The 19,461-nt window shown below is 70.9% G+C and carries 17 protein-coding genes; 11 read left to right on the plus strand and 6 right to left on the minus strand.

Annotation, left to right across the window (positions count from 1 at the left end; all coding sequences use genetic code 11):
- Nucleotides 1–212: 212 nt before the first annotated feature.
- The 4 genes from SROS_RS32470 to SROS_RS32485 all read left to right on the plus strand — a co-directional run bounded on the left by SROS_RS32470 (nt 213) and on the right by SROS_RS32485 (nt 4,182).
- Nucleotides 213–1,355, plus strand: coding sequence for a Gfo/Idh/MocA family protein (locus SROS_RS32470; protein ID WP_012893164.1), 1,143 nt, complete (start codon nt 213–215; stop codon nt 1,353–1,355).
- Entirely contained in the window at nt 1,355–2,485 is a 1,131-nt protein-coding gene (locus SROS_RS32475) for a dihydrodipicolinate synthase family protein (protein WP_012893165.1), read from the plus strand. Before SROS_RS32470 ends, SROS_RS32475 begins: the two co-directional genes overlap by 1 nt.
- Entirely contained in the window at nt 2,482–3,339 is an 858-nt protein-coding gene (locus SROS_RS32480) for a sugar phosphate isomerase/epimerase family protein (RefSeq protein WP_012893166.1), read from the plus strand. Before SROS_RS32475 ends, SROS_RS32480 begins: the two co-directional genes overlap by 4 nt.
- A gap of 159 nt (nt 3,340–3,498) precedes the next feature.
- Nucleotides 3,499–4,182 carry a hypothetical protein gene (locus tag SROS_RS32485; protein ID WP_043653358.1) on the plus strand — a complete coding sequence of 228 codons (684 nt, stop codon included), beginning with the start codon at nt 3,499–3,501 and terminating at the stop codon, nt 4,180–4,182.
- A 73-nt stretch (nt 4,183–4,255) separates the two neighbouring features.
- Here SROS_RS32485 and SROS_RS32490 read toward each other — a convergent pair whose 3' ends face one another.
- On the minus strand, nt 4,256–5,248 hold the full coding sequence (locus SROS_RS32490) for a LacI family DNA-binding transcriptional regulator (protein ID WP_012893168.1): 993 nt from the start codon (nt 5,246–5,248) through the stop codon (nt 4,256–4,258).
- Between the two features lie 146 nt (nt 5,249–5,394).
- Here SROS_RS32490 and SROS_RS32495 point away from each other — a divergent pair, with 146 nt between their 5' ends.
- The 3 genes from SROS_RS32495 to SROS_RS32505 all read left to right on the plus strand — a co-directional run bounded on the left by SROS_RS32495 (nt 5,395) and on the right by SROS_RS32505 (nt 9,367).
- Nucleotides 5,395–6,594 carry a thiolase family protein gene (locus SROS_RS32495; protein ID WP_012893169.1) on the plus strand — a complete coding sequence of 400 codons (1,200 nt, stop codon included), beginning with the start codon at nt 5,395–5,397 and terminating at the stop codon, nt 6,592–6,594.
- A complete protein-coding gene (locus SROS_RS32500) occupies nt 6,591–8,663 on the plus strand; it encodes a 3-hydroxyacyl-CoA dehydrogenase NAD-binding domain-containing protein (protein WP_012893170.1) in 2,073 nt (690 codons plus the stop codon). Before SROS_RS32495 ends, SROS_RS32500 begins: the two co-directional genes overlap by 4 nt.
- A 269-nt stretch (nt 8,664–8,932) precedes the next feature.
- Nucleotides 8,933–9,367, plus strand: coding sequence for an SSI family serine proteinase inhibitor (locus SROS_RS32505; protein ID WP_012893171.1), 435 nt, complete (start codon nt 8,933–8,935; stop codon nt 9,365–9,367).
- A gap of 52 nt (nt 9,368–9,419) precedes the next feature.
- Here SROS_RS32505 and SROS_RS32510 read toward each other — a convergent pair whose 3' ends face one another.
- A complete protein-coding gene (locus SROS_RS32510; RefSeq protein WP_012893172.1) occupies nt 9,420–10,889 on the minus strand; it encodes an amino acid permease in 1,470 nt (489 codons plus the stop codon).
- A 141-nt stretch (nt 10,890–11,030) separates the two neighbouring features.
- On the opposite strand from SROS_RS32510, the gene SROS_RS32515 reads away from it, so the two are divergent.
- The gene (locus tag SROS_RS32515) at nt 11,031–11,687 is read left to right on the plus strand and encodes a DedA family protein (protein WP_052317086.1); all 657 of its coding nucleotides are present in this window, start codon (nt 11,031–11,033) and stop codon (nt 11,685–11,687) included.
- Here SROS_RS32515 and dxs read toward each other — a convergent pair.
- Complete coding sequence (gene dxs / locus SROS_RS32520) at nt 11,632–13,551, minus strand: 1-deoxy-D-xylulose-5-phosphate synthase (protein WP_012893174.1); 1,920 nt, start codon at nt 13,549–13,551, stop codon at nt 11,632–11,634. The two genes, SROS_RS32515 and dxs, sit on opposite strands and share 56 nt — an antisense overlap.
- Before the next feature lie 167 nt (nt 13,552–13,718).
- On the opposite strand from dxs, the gene SROS_RS32525 reads away from it, so the two are divergent.
- From SROS_RS32525 to SROS_RS32535, 3 genes are all read left to right on the plus strand, one after another.
- Nucleotides 13,719–14,534, plus strand: coding sequence for a neutral zinc metallopeptidase (locus SROS_RS32525; RefSeq protein WP_052317087.1), 816 nt, complete (start codon nt 13,719–13,721; stop codon nt 14,532–14,534).
- Between the two features lie 108 nt (nt 14,535–14,642).
- The gene (locus SROS_RS32530) at nt 14,643–15,422 is read left to right on the plus strand and encodes a neutral zinc metallopeptidase (RefSeq protein WP_012893176.1); all 780 of its coding nucleotides are present in this window, start codon (nt 14,643–14,645) and stop codon (nt 15,420–15,422) included.
- Between the two features lie 239 nt (nt 15,423–15,661).
- Nucleotides 15,662–16,123: a hypothetical protein gene (locus SROS_RS32535; protein WP_148269276.1), complete on the plus strand. Its 462-nt coding sequence runs from the start codon at nt 15,662–15,664 to the stop codon at nt 16,121–16,123.
- An 85-nt stretch (nt 16,124–16,208) separates the two neighbouring features.
- On the opposite strand, the gene SROS_RS32540 is transcribed toward SROS_RS32535, so the two are convergent.
- From SROS_RS32540 to SROS_RS32550, 3 genes are read right to left on the minus strand one after another with little or no spacing between them, the layout of a single operon-like run.
- The gene (locus SROS_RS32540) at nt 16,209–17,411 is read right to left on the minus strand and encodes an ROK family transcriptional regulator (RefSeq protein WP_043653367.1); all 1,203 of its coding nucleotides are present in this window, start codon (nt 17,409–17,411) and stop codon (nt 16,209–16,211) included.
- Between the two features lie 35 nt (nt 17,412–17,446).
- Nucleotides 17,447–18,694, minus strand: coding sequence for a sugar ABC transporter permease (locus SROS_RS32545; protein WP_012893179.1), 1,248 nt, complete (start codon nt 18,692–18,694; stop codon nt 17,447–17,449).
- Nucleotides 18,691–19,455: an ATP-binding cassette domain-containing protein gene (locus SROS_RS32550; RefSeq protein ID WP_012893180.1), complete on the minus strand. Its 765-nt coding sequence runs from the start codon at nt 19,453–19,455 to the stop codon at nt 18,691–18,693. The genes SROS_RS32545 and SROS_RS32550 overlap by 4 nt, the downstream gene beginning before the upstream one ends.
- Nucleotides 19,456–19,461: the final 6 nt, after the last annotated feature.

Here is a 19,461-nt window from a genome sequence, read left to right on the forward strand (position 1 = left end):
TGCAGACTTATGTCCATTTCCAGCGGGCGATCATCTGACCCCGAATGACTTTCCGGCACGCGCCCGCGTCCACCCCCGCGCGCGGCATCCCAGCATCCCCGCGGCCCGCCACCGGCCGGTCCGCCCTGACCTCCCACGGTAAGCGCTTGCCGAGAGCATGGCGGCTGCCGTACGGTAATCTGGAAAGCGCTTTCCAGAGGAGGCTTGAGAAGATGTCCCCGCGAAGCATCGGCGTCGTGATGAACGGCGTCACCGGCCGGATGGGCTACCGCCAGCACCTGGTCCGATCGGTCCTGGCGATCAACGAGCAGGGCGGCGTGGCGCTGTCCGACGGCAGCCGGGTCACGCTCAAGCCCGTACTGGTGGGCCGGAGCCCGGAGAAACTCGCCAGGCTCGCCGCCGAGCACGGCATCGCCGACTGGACCACCGACCTGGACGCGGCCCTGGCCGACGACGGCAACCTCATCTACTTCGACGCCCAGGTCACCCAGGCCCGGGTGAAGGCCGTGCTGAAGGCGATCGAGGCGGGCAAGCACATCTACGCCGAGAAGCCGACCGCGGAGACCTTCGAGGAGGCACTGGCGCTGGCCGAGGCCGCGACCGCCAGAGGCGTGAAGAACGGCGTCGTGCAGGACAAGCTCTTCCTGCCGGGACTGCTCAAGCTCAAGCGCCTGATCGACGGCGGCTTCTTCGGCCGGATCCTGTCGGTGCGCGGCGAGTTCGGCTACTGGGTCTTCGAGGGGGACTGGCAGGCCGCGCAGCGCCCCTCGTGGAACTACCGCGCCGAGGACGGCGGCGGCATCGTGCTGGACATGTTCCCGCACTGGGCCTACGTGCTGGAGAACCTGTTCGGCCGGGTCCGGTCGGTCTACGCCCAGGCCGTCACCCACATCCCCGAGCGGGTGGACGAGGAGGGCAGGACCTACCCGGCCACCGCCGACGACGCCGCCTACGGCGTGTTCGAGCTCGAGAACGGCATCGTGGCCCAGATCAACTCCTCCTGGAACGTCAGGGTGCACCGGGACGAGCTGGTGGAGTTCCAGGTGGACGGCACGCACGGCAGCGCGGTCGCGGGGCTGCGCGACTGCCGCGTCCAGCACCGCGCCACCACCCCCAAGCCGGTCTGGAACCCCGACCTCCCCGTCACCGCGCGCTTCCGCGACGGCTGGCAGGAGGTGCCCGACAACGCCGACTTCGACAACGGCTTCAAGATCCAGTGGGAGATGTTCGTCCGCCACGTGATCGAGGACGCGCCGTTCCCGCACGACTTCGCCTCCGGCGCGCGCGGCGTCCGCCTCGCCGAGCTGGGCCTGCGCTCCTCCGCCGAGGGCCGCCGCCTGCCGGTGGAGCCCTGATGAGGATCACACTGCCCGGCGGGGAGCACACCCTGCGCGAGCCGGTCACCTGGGCCAGGCCCCCCGGTCCCGCGAAGAGCCGCACCGTCTACGCCGCCGCCCACGTCGTCGCCGACCCGCTCGGCGACAACACCCCCGGCTCCCCCGCCGCCGTCGACTGGGACGCCACGCTGCGCTTCCGCCGCCATCTGTGGTCCCACGGCCTGCGGGTCGCCGACGCCATGGACACCGCGCAGCGCAACATGGGCCTGGACTGGGCGGCCACCCGCGAGCTCATCGGGCGCAGCGCCGCCGAGGCGGCGGCCTTCGGCGACCCGGCCGCGCTGGTGGCCTGCGGTGCGGGCACCGACCACGCGCCACGGGCCGGGACGCTGGACGAGGTCGTGGCCGCCTACACCGAGCAGATCGAGACCGTGCGGAACGCCGGCGCCGGCGTCGTCGTCATGGCCAGCCGCCAGCTCGCCGGGATCGCGCGCGGGCCCGAGGACTACCACACGGTCTACGGCAAGCTGCTCTCCCAGGTCGACCGGCCGGTGATCCTGCACTGGCTCGGCGAGATGTTCGACCCGCACCTCGCGGGCTACTGGGGCTCGGGGGACGTGGCCGAGGCCACCGCGTCGTTCCTGGCGCTGATCGGCGAGCACGCGCCGATGGTGGACGGGGTCAAGGTCTCGCTGCTGGACGCCGAGCATGAGATCGGGCTGCGCGCGGCGCTGCCCGAGGGCGTCAGGCTGTACACCGGCGACGACTTCAACTACCCCTCACTGATCAAGTCGGGCAGCCACGCGCTGCTGGGCATCTTCGACGCGATCGCCCCGGCGGCGGCCGCGGCCCTGCACGCGCTCGACGCGGGCGACCTCGACGGCTACGACGAGATCATGGACCCGACGGTTGCCCTCTCACGGAAGATCTTCGAGGCGCCGACCTACAACTACAAGACCGGCATCGTCTTCCTGGCCTGGCTCAACGGCCACCAGGACGCCTTCTGCATGGTCAACGGCGCCCAGGCTGCCCGGTCGCTCCCCCATCTGAGCGAGGTCTTCCGTCTGGCCGACCGGGCCGGGCTGCTGGCCGACCCCGGGCTGGCGGTCTCCCGGATGAGGTCCCTGCTGGCGGTGCACGGACTGTGAGCGCGGAGACCGGCGGCGGACGGGCCGTGAGCCGTTTCGCGCTGAACCAGTGGACGACCAGGCGGTGGTCGGTGGCCGAGGCCGTCGACGGATGCGTACGGCACGGCGTCGAGGCCATCGGCCTGTGGCGGCAGGACGTCGCCGAGCAGGGGCTGGACGAGACCGTCGAGCTGGTCCGGGACGCCGGGCTACGGGTGTCGTCCCTGTGCCGGGGCGGCTTCCTGACCTCGGGGGACGCGCTCGACGACAACCGCAGGGCGATCGACGAGGCCGCCGCTCTGAAGGCCGCGTGCCTGGTCATGGTGGTCGGTGGCCTGCCGGGCGTGGTCCCCGGCGAGCCCCTGGGCGCGATCTCGCGGGATCTGGCGGGCGCCCGGGAGCGGGTCGCCGAGGCGCTGGCCGTCCTCGCCCCGTACGCCGGTGAGCGCGGGGTCAGGCTGGCCCTGGAGCCGCTCCACCCGATGTACTGCGCCGACCGGGCGGTGCTGTCCACCCTCGGCCAGGCCCTGGACCTCGCGGATCCGTACCCGGTGGAGCAGGTCGGCGTCGTCGTCGACACCTTCCACGTCTGGTGGGACCCGGAGGTCTTCCGGCAGATCGCCAGGGCCGGGGAGCGGATCGCGAGCTACCAGGTGTGCGACTTCCTGTCCCCTCTCCCGGCCGACGTGCTGCTCGGCCGGGGGGTGATGGGCGACGGCGTGATCGACTTCGCACCTCTGACCACGGCCGTGACCGAGGCGGGTTACACCGGGGACATCGAGGTGGAGATCTTCAACGCCGACGTGTGGGCCGCCGATCCCGACGAGGTGCTGCCCAGGATCATGACCAGGTTCGATGAGCTCGTCGGAGGCTGACACGCCGGGGCCGGAAGCGCGGAACGGAGGTGTCCATCCGGTCCCGATCCCGGCTTCACGCCGGAGCGGTGGGCGGGTAACCGTACGGTGGGGGTTATGACGACCGCAGAGAGCGAAGCGAGCCCCGCCGTACAGCGGCCGCAGGAGCATGTAACGGCTGTGTTCGAAGCCATAAGGGAGTGGGAGGCCGCCAATCCGGAGTCGGCCCCCTCAGGACAGGGAGAGGCCATTCTGTGGGCCCTCGGCAAGCGTGACCAGGCGCCGATCAGCGGCCGCCCGGCATCGGGAGCCTTGCCCACTCTCGCCGAAGCGCGCGCGGAGATCGATGCCGCCGAGCGGGTTCCGCGCGAGGGCCGGGTCGTTCCGGCCGACGGGGTCATCAGCGCCCTGCACTGGTTGATCGGTGCCAAGGACGGGGTGCCGATGCCCGGTCGCCGCTCCTCCACCGGCTGGGGGCATCTGGTCGGCGGCCGCGGGGTGATCCTTCGCACCGAGGCCGAGATCAACCGGGTCGCCGAGCTGGCCCGGGAGGGCCTGCGGAGCATGCCGGGCGAGCGGGAGAAGGCATGGTGCTCCGGAACGGTCGCCGTGTGTGAATGGCTGCTCGGCCTCCGCTCGAAGTCCCCCGTCCGCAACACCCCGCGCCCCATTCACGGGCCGACCGGACTCAATCTCGGAATGGAGGAGAGCGCCGCCGAGGACGTGTCCCGGCAGCTCGGCCGGGGCCGTCAGCATCCTCCCGCCTATGGCGACGGGGTCATCTGGACGATCCGCTGGCTACGCGGGCAGATCACCGTCCCGCCCATGAACGAGCAGGGGCAACCGACGCTCAGCAACCGCTGACCGCCTCCTACGACGCGAACGGCCCGGACGCCCCGCGGGATGTCCGGGCCGTTCGTCGTGCCGGGAGACGGCCTCAGGCGGGCCCGCGCGTGCTCTCCCGCAGGACCACCTCGCCGGCCACGGGCTCGACCCGGACCTCCTCCGCGGCGTCGAGGGCCAGCTCCAGCGCGCGGGCGCCCATGTCGGTGAGCGGCAGCCGTACCGTGGAGAGGGCCGGGACCAGGTCCCGCAGGGTGACGATGTCGTCGAATCCCGCCACGGAGATGTCGTCCGGCACCCGGATCCCCCGGTCCCTGAAGGCCGCCAGCGCCCCCACCGCCATCACGTCGTTGACGGCGAACACGCACGTGGCGCCGGAGACCTCGGCCGCCGCCGCGTAGCCGCCGTCCCGGTCGAAGGAGCCGTGCACGATCTGCGGGACGGGCAGGCCGAGCTCGGCGAGCACCCCGGCGAACCCCGCCACCCTGTCGCGGGCCGTGATCAGCCCGGCGGGGCCGGCCAGTACGGCGAAGCGGCGGTGCCCCAGTCCGGCGAGGGCCCGGGCCAGCGCGGCGGCGCCCTCACGGTTGCCCGGCACCACCGTGTCGGCCCCGAGCAGGTCCTGGCCGACGCAGGCCACCCGGCCGCCGGTCTCCCGGTAGCGGTCGAGCTCCTCCCGGAGCCTGCGGGTCACGTGGGGGTCGGCGATCCGGGATCCGGCGAGCAGCACGGCGCAGACCCGCTGCGCGTTCAGGGCCGAGACGTAGGAGATCTCCCGCTCGGGGTCGCGGTGCGTGGTGCCGACCATGACCACGAGTCCCTGGCTGTCCGCCACCCGCATGGCCCCGTCCGCGAGCGCGGCGAAGTAGGGGTCGGTGAGGTCGTGGACCACCAGCCCGATCACGTTGCTGGCCCCCCGGGCCAGCGTCTGGGCGGCCACGTTGGTCCGGTAGCCGAGCTGGGCGGCGGCCAGCTCCACCTTGGCGCGCAGGGAGGCCCCCACCTGCCGGGTGCTTCCGTTGAGCACCCTCGACGCCGTGGCGAGCGAGACGCCCGCCTGCTGTGCGACGTCCTCGAGCGTGACCATCGGCAACCTCCAGGAAAGCGATTTCCAAGTCTGCCAGAGACACCCCTTCCCCGCATCCCGGACGCACGGGCCCCCTGATCGCACGAGGTGTTGTTACCGACCAGTAGCATAGGGGGGAAGCCATCCAGCAACGAGGAGCGAACCCCGTGCCTTCCTCTCGTGACGTCGTATTCGTCGACGGTGTGCGCACGCCGTTCGGCAGGTCGGGCCCCAAGGGGCTGTATGCCGAGACGCGCGCCGACGACCTGGTGATCCGCGTCATCCGCGAGCTGATCCGGCGTAATCCCAACCTGCCGCCGGAGCGCGTCGACGAGGTGGCCATCGCGGCCACCACGCAGATCGGCGACCAGGGCCTGACCATCGGCCGCTCCGCCGCGGTGCTGGCCGGGCTGCCCAAGAGCGTCCCCGGCTACTCGATCGACCGCATGTGCGCCGGCGCCATGACCGCCGTGACCTCGGTCGCCGGAGGCATCGCCTTCGGCGCCTACGACGTCGCCATCGCCGGTGGTGTCGAGCACATGGGCCGCCACCCGATGGGTGAGGGCGTGGACCCCAACCCCCGGTTCCTGGCCGAGCAGCTCGTGGACGGCTCCGCCCTGGTCATGGGCATGACCGCGGAGAACCTGCACGACCGCTACCCGGCCATCACCAAGGAGCGCGCGGACGCCTTCGCCCTCGCCTCCCAGGAGAAGGTCGCCAAGGCCTACGCCGACGGCCGGATCCAGCCCGACCTGGTCCCGATGGCCACCCGGTCGGCGGAGAAGGGCTGGGGCCTGGCCACCGCCGACGAGGGGCCCCGTCCCGGAACCACCCTTGAGGGGCTCGCCACGCTGAAGACCCCCTTCCGCCCGCACGGCCGGGTCACCGCGGGCAACGCCTCCGGGATCAACGACGGAGCGACCGGCTGCATCGTGGCCGCCTCCGACGTCGCCGAGGAGCTCGGCCTCGCCCCCAAGATGCGCCTGGTCTCCTACGCCTTCGCGGGCGTGGACCCCGAGGTCATGGGCGTCGGCCCGATCCCGTCCACCGAGCGGGCGCTCCGCCTGGCCGGGCTCTCGATCTCCGACATCGGCCTGTTCGAGATCAACGAGGCCTTCGCCGTGCAGGTGCTGGCGTTCCTGGAGCACTTCGGCATCGCCGACGACGACGCGCGCGTCAACCCCTACGGCGGCGCGATCGCCTTCGGCCACCCGCTGGCCTCCTCCGGCGTGCGGCTGATGACGCAGCTCGCCCGGGAGTTCGGCGAGCGCCCCGACGTCCGGTACGGCGTGACCACGATGTGCGTCGGCATGGGCATGGGCGGAACGGTCATCTGGGAGAACCTGGGCTGGGAAGGTAAGAAGTGACGGACATCAAGGAACTCTTCGCCGACGAGGTCGTCACCAGGGCGATCGTCCGCGACGTGGAGCTGCCGTACGGCGCGGGCACGATGGCCCTGATCACGCTGGACAACGGCTTCGACCACACCAAGCCGTCCACGTTCGGCCCCGGAGGCCTCACCTCGCTGGACGAGGCTCTGGACTCGGTGGCCGGCCGCGGCGACCTGGCGGCCGTGGGCGTTATCGGCAAGCCGTTCATCTTCGCGGTGGGCGCCGACCTCAAGGGCGCCGCGACGGTCTCCGAGCGGGACCAGGCGCTGCGGATCGGCAAGCTGGGCCACGAGGTGTTCCGCCGCCTCGGCGAGCTGGAGGTGCCGTCGTTCGCGTTCGTGAACGGCGCGGCGATGGGCGGCGGCCTGGAGGTCGCCCTCCACTGCACCTACCGGACCATCTCCTCCGGCGTGCCCGCGGTGGCCCTGCCCGAGTGCTTCCTGGGCCTGGTGCCCGGCTGGGGCGGCACCCAGCTGCTGCCCCGCCTGATCGGCCCGGCCGCGGCCATCAAGCTGATCATCGAGAACCCGCTCTCGCAGAACCGCATGATCAAGGGCCGCGACGCCTTCGCGGCCGGCGTCGCCGACGCGATGTTCGAGCCCGCCGACTTCCTGGAGGAGTCGCTGCGCTGGGCGGCCCGGGTGCTGCGCGGCGAGGTGACCGTCTCCCGGACCGACCACACCGCCGAGGACTGGTCCAAGACCGTCGCCGACGCCCGCTTCCTGGTCGACATGAAGCTGCACGGCGCCTCCCCCGCCCCCTACCGGGCGCTGGAGCTGATCGAGCTGGCCCGCACCGCCTCGCGCGACGAGGGCTTCGACGCCGAGGACCAGGCCCTGGCCGACCTCCTCATGGGCGACGAGCTCCGCGCCGGCCTCTACTCCTTCGACCTGGTGCAGCGCCGGGCCAAGAAGCCCGCCGGCGCTCCCGACAAGGCCCTGGCCCGCAAGGTCACCAAGGTCGGCGTCGTCGGCGCGGGCCTGATGGCCTCCCAGATGGCGCTGCTGTTCGCGCGCCGCCTGGAGGTCCCGGTCGTGCTGACCGACCTGGACCAGGCCCGGCTGGACAAGGGTGTCGGCTACGTCCACGCCGAGATCGACAAGCTCCTCGGCAAGGGCCGCGTCTCCGGCGACCAGGCCAACCGGCTCAAGGCCCTGGTGACCGGTTCGCTGACCAAGGACGCGTTCGCCGACGCCGACTTCGTCATCGAGGCGGTCTTCGAGGACCTGAAGGTCAAGCAGAAGGTGTTCGCCGAGGTGGAGGAGGTCGTCTCCGCCGAGTGCGTGCTGGCCACCAACACCTCCTCGCTGCCGCTCACCGAGATGGCCTCCTCGCTGAGGCACCCCGAGCGGGTCGTGGGCTTCCACTTCTTCAACCCGGTGGCCGTGATGCCGCTGCTGGAGATCATCCGGGGCGCCGAGACCGACGACGCGACGCTGGCCACGGCCTTCTCGGTCGGCCGGTCGCTGAAGAAGTCGTCCGTGCTGGTCAAGGACGCGCCCGCGTTCGTGGTCAACCGGCTCCTGACCCGGTTCATGGGCGAGGTCATCGGCGCCGTCGACGAGGGCACCCCCCTGGAGGTCGCCGACCACGCGCTGGACGGGCTCGGCCTGCCGATGACCCCGTTCACCCTGCTCCAGCTCGTCGGCCCGGCCGTCGCGCTGCACGTCGCCGAGACCATGCACGCGGCCTTCCCGGCCCGCTACGGCGTGTCGGACAACCTCGCCCGGCTGGTCGCGGCGGGCAAGCCCGGCGTCTACGCCCCGGACTTCTCCCTGGACGCCGAGGCGGTGGCCCTCTTCTCCGGCGGGACCTCCCCGTCGACCGCCGAGGAGGTACGGCTGCGCGCGCTGCGGGCGCTTGAGGAGGAGATCCGCCTCATGCTCGACGAAGGCGTGGTCGCGGCCGCCCAGGACATCGACCTGTGCATGATCCTCGGCGCGGGCTGGCCGTTCCACCTGGGCGGCATCACCCCGTACCTGGACCGGACCGGGATCGCCGAGCCGCGCTTCCTGCCGCCGGGCGTGGCCTCCGTCCCCGCCTAGCGTCACCTCCGATCCCGGCCTCCCCGGCCGTCCCCGTCCCGCGCCCGCTGTCCCGTGGGCCGACCGAGCGCGGGGGGGCGCGGGGCGGGACGTACCGGGCGCCTCTTCCCCGCGCCCGGTACGTCCGCCCCGGCCGAACGCGCCGGGCCGGCACTTCCGCCCCGGCCGGGCGCGCCGGCCCGCCGTAGGGGATGTCCGGCCGGAGAACGGGCGGATTCTTTTACCGGAAGAGGGCCGGGGCATTACCCTGCCGGGGAATCACCCCTCATGTGAGAACCGTCAAGATCGTCTCCGCGGCGGCGGTGTTCGCCTTCGCGACCGCGCTGCCCCCGGCCGCCTCGCCCGCCTCGGAGCGGCCCCCCGTTCCCCCGGCCGCCTCGGACCGCTCACCCGTCCCCGGGGGCGGCTCGGCCCTGACCCTCACCCTCTCCGTGGCCGACGGCACGGGCGGCGGCGTCTCCCTCACCTGCGACCGGGAGGGCGGCAGCCATCCCGACCCCTTCACGGCCTGCGGCCTGCTCCGCAAGGTCGGCGGCGACCTGTCCAAGCTCACCTACGACATCGACATGATCTGCCCGGAGGAGTACCTCCCGCACACCGTGCGGGCCCTCGGCACCTGGGAGGGCAGGCCTGTCTGGTTCGACAGGACCTACGACAACCGCTGCGAGATGACCGCCCTCACCGGCCCTCTCTTCCACATCTGAGCCCTCCGCCCGCCTCGCCGGGCCCCGGGTCCACCCACGGCGTGAACGGCGGCTACCGGCTGTCCAGCGGCCGCCGTGTCACCCGGCTGTGGCGGTAGCCGTACGTGACATAGACGACGACGCCGATGATCATCCACACGACGAACCTGAGCCAGGTCTCCACCGGGAGGTTGAGCATCAGGTAGAGGCAGGCCAGCACCGACAGGATCGGCACCAGCGGGACCAGCGGGGTGCGGAAGGAGCGCGGAAGGTCGGGGCGGGTGCGCCGGAGGATGACCACCGCGATCGAGACGATCACGAATGCGAAGAGCGTGCCGATGTTGACCAGCTCGGCGATCGTCGACAGCGGCACCAGCCCCGCCAGGACCGCGACGATGACGCCCATCAGGATGGTGATCCGGTACGGCGTGCCGAACCTCGGGTGGACCTTGGACAGTCCGCGCGGCAGCAGGTTGTCGCGCGACATCGCGAACATCACCCGCGACATGCCGAGCATGAGGATCATCACGACGGTGGTGAGCCCGGCCAGGGCGCCGATGCTGATGAGCGTCGCCGCCCAGGTCTGGCCGACCGCCTTGAACGCGTCCGCCAGCGGCGCGGACTCGCTGAGCTGCGAGTAGGGCTGCATGCCGACGACGACCAGGGAGACCGCGACGTAGAGGAGGGTGCAGATGACCAGCGAGGCGATGATGCCGATCGGCAGGTCACGGCGCGGGTCGCGGGTCTCCTCCGCCGCGGTGGCGACCACGTCGAAGCCGATGTAGGCGAAGAACACGATCGCCGCGGCGCTGAAGATGCCCAGCACGCCGAAGGCGACGGGGGTGATCCCGAACAGCACCTGGATCAGCGGCGCGGCCAGGCCCTCGACGGCGGGGGTGGGCTTGGAGGGCGGGATGAAGGGGGTGTAGTTGGCCATGTTGATGAAGAACAGCCCCGCCACGATGACGAGCAGGACCACCGCGATCTTGATCGTGACGATGATCAGGTTGAACCGGGAGGAGAGCTTGATCCCGGCGACCAGGATGGCGGTGAGGGCCAGCACGACCAGCGCAGCGGGCAGGTTGAAGGTGGCCCCCTCCCCCGCTATCGCGTCGGGCAGGACGATCCCCAGAGACTCCAGCAGCGAGGTCAGGTAGCCCGACCAGCCGACCGCCACGACCGCGGCGCCGAGCATCATCTCCAGCATCAGGTCCCAGCCGATGATCCAGGCGGGGAACTCACCGAGCGTGGCGAAGGCGAAGGTGTAGGCCGATCCCGCCACCGGCACCGTGGATGCGAACTCGGCGTAGCAGAGCGCGGCCAGCGCGCAGACGATCCCGGCGGCCACGAACGACAGGGCGACCGCGGGTCCGGCCAGGTCCCTGGCGACCCGGCCGGTGAGCACGAAGATGCCGGTGCCCACGATGACGCCGATGCCGAAGACGGTCAGGTCGAGCGCGGAGAGATCCTTGCGCAGCCGATGCTCGGGCTCCTCGGTGTCCTGGATCGACTGCTCTATCGATTTGACGCGAAAAACCTCCACGGATCCCCTCCTGACCTTCCGGAGTCACTGTCCCCCACAGATCAGGTCATGCCCACCCGATCAACGACTGAACGGCCAACTAGGGGTTCTTTAGGGGAAAGTCCCGATGTCTCCCGCTCTCTCCCGCGACACCATCGAGGCATGCTCTTGGACATGCTGGGCCAGTTGGACCCATATCTGGTCGGCGCGGTGCTGCTGGCGGTGCTCGCGCTGGACGGTTCCCTGCTGATCGGGGCCGTGCTCCCCGGGGACGCGGCGATCGTCGTGGCGGGGACCGCGCTGACGGGCCCCGCCGAGATCGCGGTGGCGGCGGTCGCCGGGGTGATCGGGTGCTACCTGGGCGCCACCGGCGGCTGGATGATCGGCCGCCGGTACGGCTCGCGCGTCCGCCACAGCAGGGCCGGGCGGTGGATCGGCGAGCACCGCTGGGCGCGGGCCGAACGGATGGCCACCGGCGAGGGCGGCGGCCCCGCCCTCGCCGCCTCCTACTTCCTGCCGGTGGTCAACGCGCTGACCCCGGTCCTCGCCGGGACCCTCGGCGTGCCGTACAGCCGGTTCATCCGCTGGGCGCTGGCCGGCAGCGTGGCATGGGTGAGCACCTATCTCGTGCTCGGCTCCCTCGCGGGGGAGTTCGTCCGGCAGAACGAGCACCTGATGGTGCCGGTCGCCGGATGCGTCGCCATCCTGGCCGCGGGCCTCGCCGTGATCAGCCGGCGGGCCCGCGCGGACAGGAGGGCACAGGTCAGCGAGCCGGGTGGTTCTCCAGCACCGCAGACCGTTTCGCCACCGCCTCAGTGATCTCACGGGCGATGTCCTGCGAGGTCAGGCCGATCTCGCTGAGGATCTTCGCCCGCTTCGCGTGGTCCAGGAACCGCTGCGGGATGCCGTAGGTGCGGACCGGGACGTCCACGTCGGCGTCGCGCAGCGTCCGGGCGACCGCGTCGCCGACACCGCCCACCCGGCCGCTGTCCTCGACCACCACGACCAGCTTGTGCGCGCCGGCGGCCAGCACCAGGGCCTCGTCCAGGGGCTTGACCCAGCGCGGGTCCACCACGGTGGTCGAGATCCCCTGGGCGTCGAGCAGGGCGGCGGCCTCCAGGCACATCTCGGCCATCGGGCCGACGGACACGATCAGCACGTCGGGGTCGCCCGCCCGCAGCACGTCCATCCCGCCGAGCTGCCCGACCGCCTCGATCTCGGCGGTCACCGGCCCCTTGGGGTAGCGGATCACGGTGGGGCCGTCGTCGACCCGCACTGCCTCCGCCAGCAGCTCGCGCAGGCGCGGCTCGTCGCGCGGGACGGCGATGGACAGGCCCGGGACGACCTGGAGGATCGACAGGTCCCACATGCCGTTGTGGCTGGCGCCGTCGTCGCCGGTGACGCCCGCCCGGTCGAGCACGACCGTGACCGGCAGCCGGTGCAGGGCGACGTCCATGAGGAGCTGGTCGAAGGCCCGGTTGAGGAAGGTGGAGTAGAGGGCGACCACCGGGTGGAGGCCACCGAGGGCCAGGCCGGCGGCACTGGTCAGGGCGTGCTGCTCGGCGATGCCGACGTCGTAGAGACGGTCGGGGTAGGCCTCGGAGAACGGGATCAGGCCGGTCGGGCCGAGCATCGCGGCGGTGATCGCCACGATGTCCTGACGCTCGGCGCCGAGCCGTACGATCTCCTGGCTGAAGACGTTGGTCCAGCCGTGCGGCTTGGGCTTCTCCTCGCCGGTCAGCGGGTCGAAGGGGGTGGGCGAGTGGAAGCAGTCCTCGTCGTGGTTCTCCGCGAAGGAGTAGCCGAAGCCCTTCTTGGTGAGCACGTGCACGATGACCGGGCGGCGGAAGCCGCGCGCCTTGCGCAGCGCGGCCTCCACGGCCTGCTCGTCGTGGCCGTCGACCAGCCCGATGTATTTCAGGCCGAGGTCCTCGAACATGACCTGCGGGGCCAGGACGTCCTTGATGCCCTTCTTCACACCGTGCAGCGCGTCGTAGACCGGGGGGCCGACCACGGGGACCTTCGCCAGGTTGTCCTTGACGAACTCCAGCACGTCCTCGTAGCGCTGGGTGGCGCGCAGCGAGGCCAGGTGCGAGGCGAGGCCGCCGATGGTCGGCGAGTAGGAGCGGCCGTTGTCGTTGACGACGATGATCAGCGGCAGGTCCCTGTGCGCGGCGATGTTGTTGAGCGCCTCCCAGGCCATGCCACCGGTGAGCGCTCCGTCGCCGATCACCGCGACGACCGTCCGGTCGTTCTCGCGGCGCACCTTGTAGGCCTTGGCCAGGCCGTCGGCGTATGACAGCGCGGTGGAGGCGTGGGAGTTCTCGACGATGTCGTGCTCGGACTCGGCCTGGCTCGGGTAGCCCGACAGGCCGCCCTCCTGGCGGAGGGTGTCGAACAGCCCCGCGCGGCCGGTGAGCATCTTGTGGACGTAGGCCTGGTGGCCGGTGTCCCAGAGGATGCGGTCGCGCGGCGAGTCGAAGACCCGGTGCAGCGCGATCGTCAGCTCGACCACGCCGAGGTTGGGGCCCAGGTGACCGCCGGTGCGGGCGGTGGAGCTGACCAGCAGGTCCCGGATCTCGGCGGCGAGCCGCGGCAGCTCGGCCGCTCCGAGCAGTTTCAGATCCCGTGGCCCCTTGACCGACTCCAGAAGACTGCCAGGCCGTCCGGTCCGCTCACTCACGGAATCATCTCCTCTGTCCAGTCAGCATCAGACCGAGTCTAGTTCGCGCGGCGGGCACTGCCTCCAGGGAAGGGGATTCTGCACGTTTTATTCACACTTGCAATAGCCTTTGCCTCACCATGAGCACTCTCCCCTTTAGGCAACTATCGTCACTCATCGTCGCTTCCTTGGCTTTCTCCCTGGTCACGGGCGTCGGTACCGCGAACGCCGCCACTCCGTCGACCGCCAAGACCTCCGTGACGGAGACAGCCAAGGCCTCCGTCACGAAGGAGCAGGCTCCCCCGCGCGGCCGCGCCGCCGCGACGACCAACCCCCTCTACCGGACGGGCACGCTGCCCAACCTGCGGTGCGCGACCGGACAGATCCGCGCGGGGAGCGCGGCTTCCTACAGAACCTTCATGACCCGCGTCAACCGCTGCCTGAACCTGATGTGGAAGACCCAGTTCAGGAAGGCGAAGCTGCCCTTCGCCCAGCCCAAGCTCCGCTTCGTCACCTCCAGGGTGAGCAGCCCCTGCGGCCGCTGGCCCAGCGGCGCGGGCGGCTACTACTGCTCCAGCAACCGCACCATGTACATCGGGGTCACCCGGGCGGTGCTGAAGAACCCGTACGGGCCGAACCACGCCCAGTTCATGGCGCACGAGTACGCGCACCACGTGCAGCAGCTCGCCGGCATCATGAACTACTACGGCCAGAGCGTCTGGCGCGCCAGGTCCTCCACCAAGCTCGCCTTCTCCCGCCGCCTCGAACTGCAGGCCGACTGCCTGGGCTCCGCATTCCTGCGGCAGGTCGCCGACGATCTGCCGGTCGAGCAGGAGCAGTGGGACGCGATGGTCCGGTGGGTGGACGAGAACGGTCACAAGAGCTGGCCGACCAACGACCACGGCAAGGGCCGCAGCCAGGCCTACTGGATGGAACGCGGTTTCAACGCGGCCTCCCCGTCCGCATGCAACACCTGGACCGCCTCCTCCCGTAGCGTCGCCTGACCCTTCCGCGGCGCCGCCCGACCCCTTCCAGCCGAGAATGCGGCCGTGCTCCCCGCACGGCCGCATTCCGCTTTACCCCTAGTTTCACCTCTACTAGGGTTCTGGATCATGCGTACCCCCCTTATCTCCCTGCTCTCCGGCGTGCTCGCGAGCCTGCTGTTCGCCGGAACCGCCGGCGCAGGCGTCGCCGAGCAGTCCGGGCCGGTACCCACGGGCAAAGCGGCCCTGACCGGCAACCCGATCTACAAGAGCGGGAAGCTCGATCTCAAGAAGTGCGAGGAGCAGCCCGTCCGCCCCGACGACCTCGACTCCTCGCGGATCTACCTCGAATTCCTGATGGACTGCCTCAACGAGAGCTGGGAGTACCAGTTCTCCAAGGCGAAGCTGCCGTTCTCCAAGCCCCGGCTCGAAACAATCTCCCGGATCGGCCGCCCCACCGGCTGCGGTGACTTCCCCGAGGGTGCCCAGGCGGTCTACTGCCCGATCAACAAGAAGATCACCTTCTTCCTCAGCCCGTCGATCCTCTCCCAGCCGACCGAGCTGTTCCTGTTCCAGGTGATGGCCCACGAGTACGGCCACCACGTGCAGCAGCTCTCCGGGATCATGGGCGCGGTCGACGGCCGGAAGTACAAGAGCGCCAAGGAATTCCTGCCCGTGCTCCGCAAGGTCGAGCTCCAGGCCGAGTGCCTCAGCGGCGCCTTCATCGGCAGCGTCTGGCAGTCCCTGGACCGCCGCCAGTCCGACTTCACCTACGTCCTGCGCGCCGCCTACGACACCGCCAGCCACGGAAAGGCCGCCAACATCGCCTACTGGTTGAAGCGCGGCTTCGACCAGGAGGGCCCCGGCGCCTGCAACACCTTCTCCGCTCCCAAGTCCAAGGTCGCCTGACCCCTCCCTCTCCCACGACCACCCGTCGCCGTCCCACAGCCGCGCGACGGGTGGTCGTTTCTTTCCACCCGGGGGACGAGTCCTTCACTCCCGGGGAGAGAATGTCAGCCGTTCCGGGCCGGACACGAGTGACGACAGAGGCTTGACTCTGCGTAATGTGGTGCCACGGCCTGCGTGCCCTCCACGCCGTAACACCAGGCCGGTCCCCCTTACTGCCCGACGGCGAGGAGAAGAACGCGTTGGACACGACAGACGTGCGCATCCAGGTCCTGGAGACCGATGTGGCCGTGCTCAACATACGCACCGAGGAGAACAGGGCGATGACTTCGGCGATGTTCGAAGTGCTCAACGACCTGCGGACGGCGACGACGGACCTCCGGACGGAGGTGATCGGCCTCCGGACGGTCACCGACGAACTGCGCAAGGGACAGGACGAGCTCCGGACGGTCACCGATGAGCTCCGGGCGAGCACCCAGGAGTTGCGCAAGGGACAGGACGGGCTCCGGTCGAGCATCGCCGAGCTCCGCATCACCACCGTGGCACTCCGGATCGGGCAGGACGAGCTCCGCGAGGACGTGGCCTCGGTCAAGCGCTCCGCCGGAAACCTCGAATCGTCCATGAAACGGGTCGAGGGTGAGGTGGGCGAGCTCAAGGCCGGTCACATCGAGCTTCGCCACCTGGTGGCCAGCCTGATCAAGTGACACGTGACGGCCGTCGGCACTCCTCGGGTGGGGGGTGTCGGCGGTCGTCCGCATCCGGCGTCGCGCGCCGGAGCCGTAAGAGAGGTCAGGAGCCCGCGCGGGCGAGGACTTCGAGGGGGTCGGCGAGGACCTGGGCGAAGGCGAGCTCGGCGGCGCCGACGAGGGTGGCGTCATCGCCGAGGGCCGACGTACGCAGGCGGAGGCTGTCACGCGAGGGAGGCAGGGCGTCGACGGCCAGACGGCTGCGGACCTGCGCGGCGGAGCCGAGGTAGACCTCCCGGAGCATGCCGCCGAAGACGACCATCTCGGGGTTGAAGACGTTGACGAGGTTGGCGACGCCCAGGCCCAGCCAGTCGCCGACACGGCTCAGCGCCGCCTGCGCGACGATGTCGCCGCGGTCGGCGGCGTCGACCACGGCACGGACGGCGTCCCTGCCCATCTGGGCGCCGAACCGGCCGGCGGCCTCCAGCACGGCCCGCTCCCCCGCCTCCGCCTCCAGGCAGCCGAGCGAACCGCAGCCGCAGGGACGGCCCTTGGGATTGACGATCATGTGCCCGATCTCACCGCCGAAGCCCTCGTGACCGCCGAGGAGCTGGCCGTTGACGATCACGCCGCCGCCGATGCCCACGTCCCCGTGGAGGTAGACGAGGTCGCGGCAGCCGACGCCGACCCCCCGGGTGTGCTCGGCGAGGGCGGCGAGATTGGCGTCGTTGCCCACCGTCACCGGCAGGCCGAAGGCCAGCCTGCGGGCCATCTCCTCGGCGAACGGCACGTCCACCGAGCCCATGTTCGGCCCGAACCTGATGACCCCGTCGCTGCGGCTCACCCCGCCGGCGAAGGCGGCCGCCACCCCGACGCACACCGTGTCCGGCCTGGTCTTGCGGTGCATCTGCCGGGCGAACCCGGCGAGTGGCCCGACGATCTCGTCCAGCGAGAACGGGCCGCGCCGCCGTACCGCCTCGCGCCGGTCCAGGATCGTGCCGCCGAGGCCGACCCGGGCGGCGACCAGCCGGTCGACGCCCACGTCGAGGGCGAACACGTAGACCCGCGCCGACTCCGGGCGGACCACGAGGGACGGGCGCCCGGCGCGGCCGGTCTCCCTGGGCAACTCCTCCCGGACCAGGCCCGCGGCGGTCAGGTCGGCGGTGAGGGCCATGATGGTGCTGCGGTTGAGTCCCATCCGGCTGGTGAGTTCCGCGCGCGAGGTGGGGCCGCCGAGGTGCACATGGCGGAGGAGGGCGCCGAGGTTGTGGCGCCGGATCTCCTCCTGGGAGGGGCCAGCCCGCATCGCGTGGGTTTCCTTCGGGGGGTCGGGGTCGCTGATCACCTTAGACCAGTGGCGGCCGCCCGCTTGCGGGACAGTGCGTCCACCCCTGCGGCCAGCAGCAGTACCGAGCCGGTGACCATGAACTTCACGCCGGAGCTGTAGCCCATCAGGCCCATGCCGTTTTCGATGACCGCGACCACGGTACCGCCGAGGATCGCGTCCAGCACCCGGCCCTTGCCGCCGAACAGACTGGTCCCGCCGATGACGGCGGCGCCCACCGCGTACAGCAGCACGTTGCTGCCGCCGGTGTTGGGGTCGACCGAGCTGGCCCGGGACGCCGCGATGATGCCGCCGACGGCGGCCATGGAGGAGCAGATCACGAACGCGCTGATCTTCATCCGGTCGACGTTGATGCCCGCCCGCCGCGCGGCCTCGGCGTTGCCGCCGACCGCGTAGAGGTGGCGTCCGAACGCGGTACGGCGGAGCACGAACGTCCAGATCAGCAGGAGCACCACGATGACCGGCACCACGATCGGCACGCCCGCGAGCGAGACGACCGCCGCGTTGCGGCTGCGCTCCACGTTGAGGAAGTAGACCGCGAGCCCGCCGAGCAGTGCCAGTGCCCCCACCCGGACCGCGATCAGCGAGATCGGGTCGGACGCCAGGCCCCGGACGGCCCGCTTGCGTGCCCGCAGCAGCTGCAGCCCTGCGTAGGCGGCGACGCCGGCCACCAGCAGCCCCCAGCCCAGCGCGGGCGGGAGGTTCTTGTTGGCGACGGCGAGGATCGTCTCGTCGCGGATGGCGATGATGGTGCCACCCTTGATCAGCAGGAGGACGAGCCCCTGGAAGGCCAGGAAGGCGGCGAGCGTCACCACGAAGGAGGGGATGCCGAGTTTGGTGACGATGGAGCCGAGCGTGGCGCCGATCACCACACCGGCCAGGATGGCCGCGCCCACCGCCACGTACCAGGGCAGACCCTGGTTGGTGAGCAGGATCGCCAGGATCGAGGCGCAGACACCGCTGGCGAAGCCCGCCGACAGGTCGATCTCGCCCAGGAGCAGCACGAAGACCAGGCCCATGGCGATCACGGTGACCGCGGCGCCCTGGGTGAGCAGGTTGGCGAAGTTGCCCGCGGTGAGGAAGGAGGGGCGCAGGACGGCGAAGACCGTGCAGAGCACGACGAGGCCGAACACGGCGGGCAGCGCGCCCATGTCGCCACCGCGCACCCGCTCGGCGTAACCGCGGACGTTGGCGCTGATCGAGGGCGCCTCGGCCTTGCGCTCGGGGGAAATCGTGGCGCTCATACCGTGACTCCGTTGGTGAGGCCGAGGTCCCCGCTCCGGCCAGAGGTGATCAGTTCGACGACCTGCGCGTGAGTGACGTCGGAGGTCTTCACCTGGGCCGCCATCCGGCCGAGGTAGAGGGCTGCGATCCGGTCGGACACGGCGAACACGTCGTTCATGTTGTGTGAGATCAGCACGACGGCCAGGCCCTGGTCGGCCAGGCGGCGGACCAGTTCCAGCACCTGTGCCGTCTGGGCCACGCCGAGCGCGGCGGTGGGCTCGTCGAGGATGACGACCTTGCTGTTCCAGAGCACGGCCTTGGCGATGGCCACGGTCTGCCGCTGGCCGCCGGAGAGACTGGCGACGTGCTGGCGGATGGACTTGACGGTCCTGACCGACAGGCTCTCCAGGGTCTTGGCCGCCATCTCCTCCATCGTGTCCTCGTCGAGCACGAGGCCGCGCTTGTGCTCACGGCCGAGGAACATGTTCTGGACGATGTCGAGGTTGTCGCAGAGCGCGAGGTCCTGGTAGACGATCTCGATACCCAGTTCCGCGGCGTCACGCGGGCTGTGGATCTGGACGGGCTTGCCGTCGAAGAGATACTCGCCCGAGTCGATCGGGTGGATGCCGCCGACGCACTTGACGAGGGTGGACTTGCCCGCGCCGTTGTCGCCGACCAGCGCGGTCACCTCCCCGGGGTAGACGGAGAAGGCGACGTCGTGGAGAACCTGCACGGGACCGAAGCTCTTGTCGATCCCGCGGAGTTCCAGAACGGGGGTCATGTGGGG

This window comes from Streptosporangium roseum DSM 43021 (genome assembly GCF_000024865.1).
Taxonomy (GTDB): Bacteria; Actinomycetota; Actinomycetes; order Streptosporangiales; family Streptosporangiaceae; genus Streptosporangium; species Streptosporangium roseum.

What these genes read in the sequence shown, in the direction of transcription:
- SROS_RS32470 (WP_012893164.1), top strand. Translation starts at nt 213, where the DNA reads ATGTCCCCGCGAAGCATCGGCGTCGTGATGAACGGCGTCACCGGCCGG.
- SROS_RS32475 (WP_012893165.1), top strand. Translation starts at nt 1,355, where the DNA reads ATGAGGATCACACTGCCCGGCGGGGAGCACACCCTGCGCGAGCCGGTC.
- SROS_RS32490 (WP_012893168.1), bottom strand. Translation starts at nt 5,248, where the DNA reads ATGGTCACGCTCGAGGACGTCGCACAGCAGGCGGGCGTCTCGCTCGCC.
- SROS_RS32515 (WP_052317086.1), top strand. Translation starts at nt 11,031, where the DNA reads ATGCTCTTGGACATGCTGGGCCAGTTGGACCCATATCTGGTCGGCGCG.
- SROS_RS32530 (WP_012893176.1), top strand. Translation starts at nt 14,643, where the DNA reads ATGCGTACCCCCCTTATCTCCCTGCTCTCCGGCGTGCTCGCGAGCCTG.
- SROS_RS32540 (WP_043653367.1), bottom strand. Translation starts at nt 17,411, where the DNA reads ATGCGGGCTGGCCCCTCCCAGGAGGAGATCCGGCGCCACAACCTCGGC.
- SROS_RS32545 (WP_012893179.1), bottom strand. Translation starts at nt 18,694, where the DNA reads ATGAGCGCCACGATTTCCCCCGAGCGCAAGGCCGAGGCGCCCTCGATC.
- SROS_RS32550 (WP_012893180.1), bottom strand. Translation starts at nt 19,455, where the DNA reads ATGACCCCCGTTCTGGAACTCCGCGGGATCGACAAGAGCTTCGGTCCC.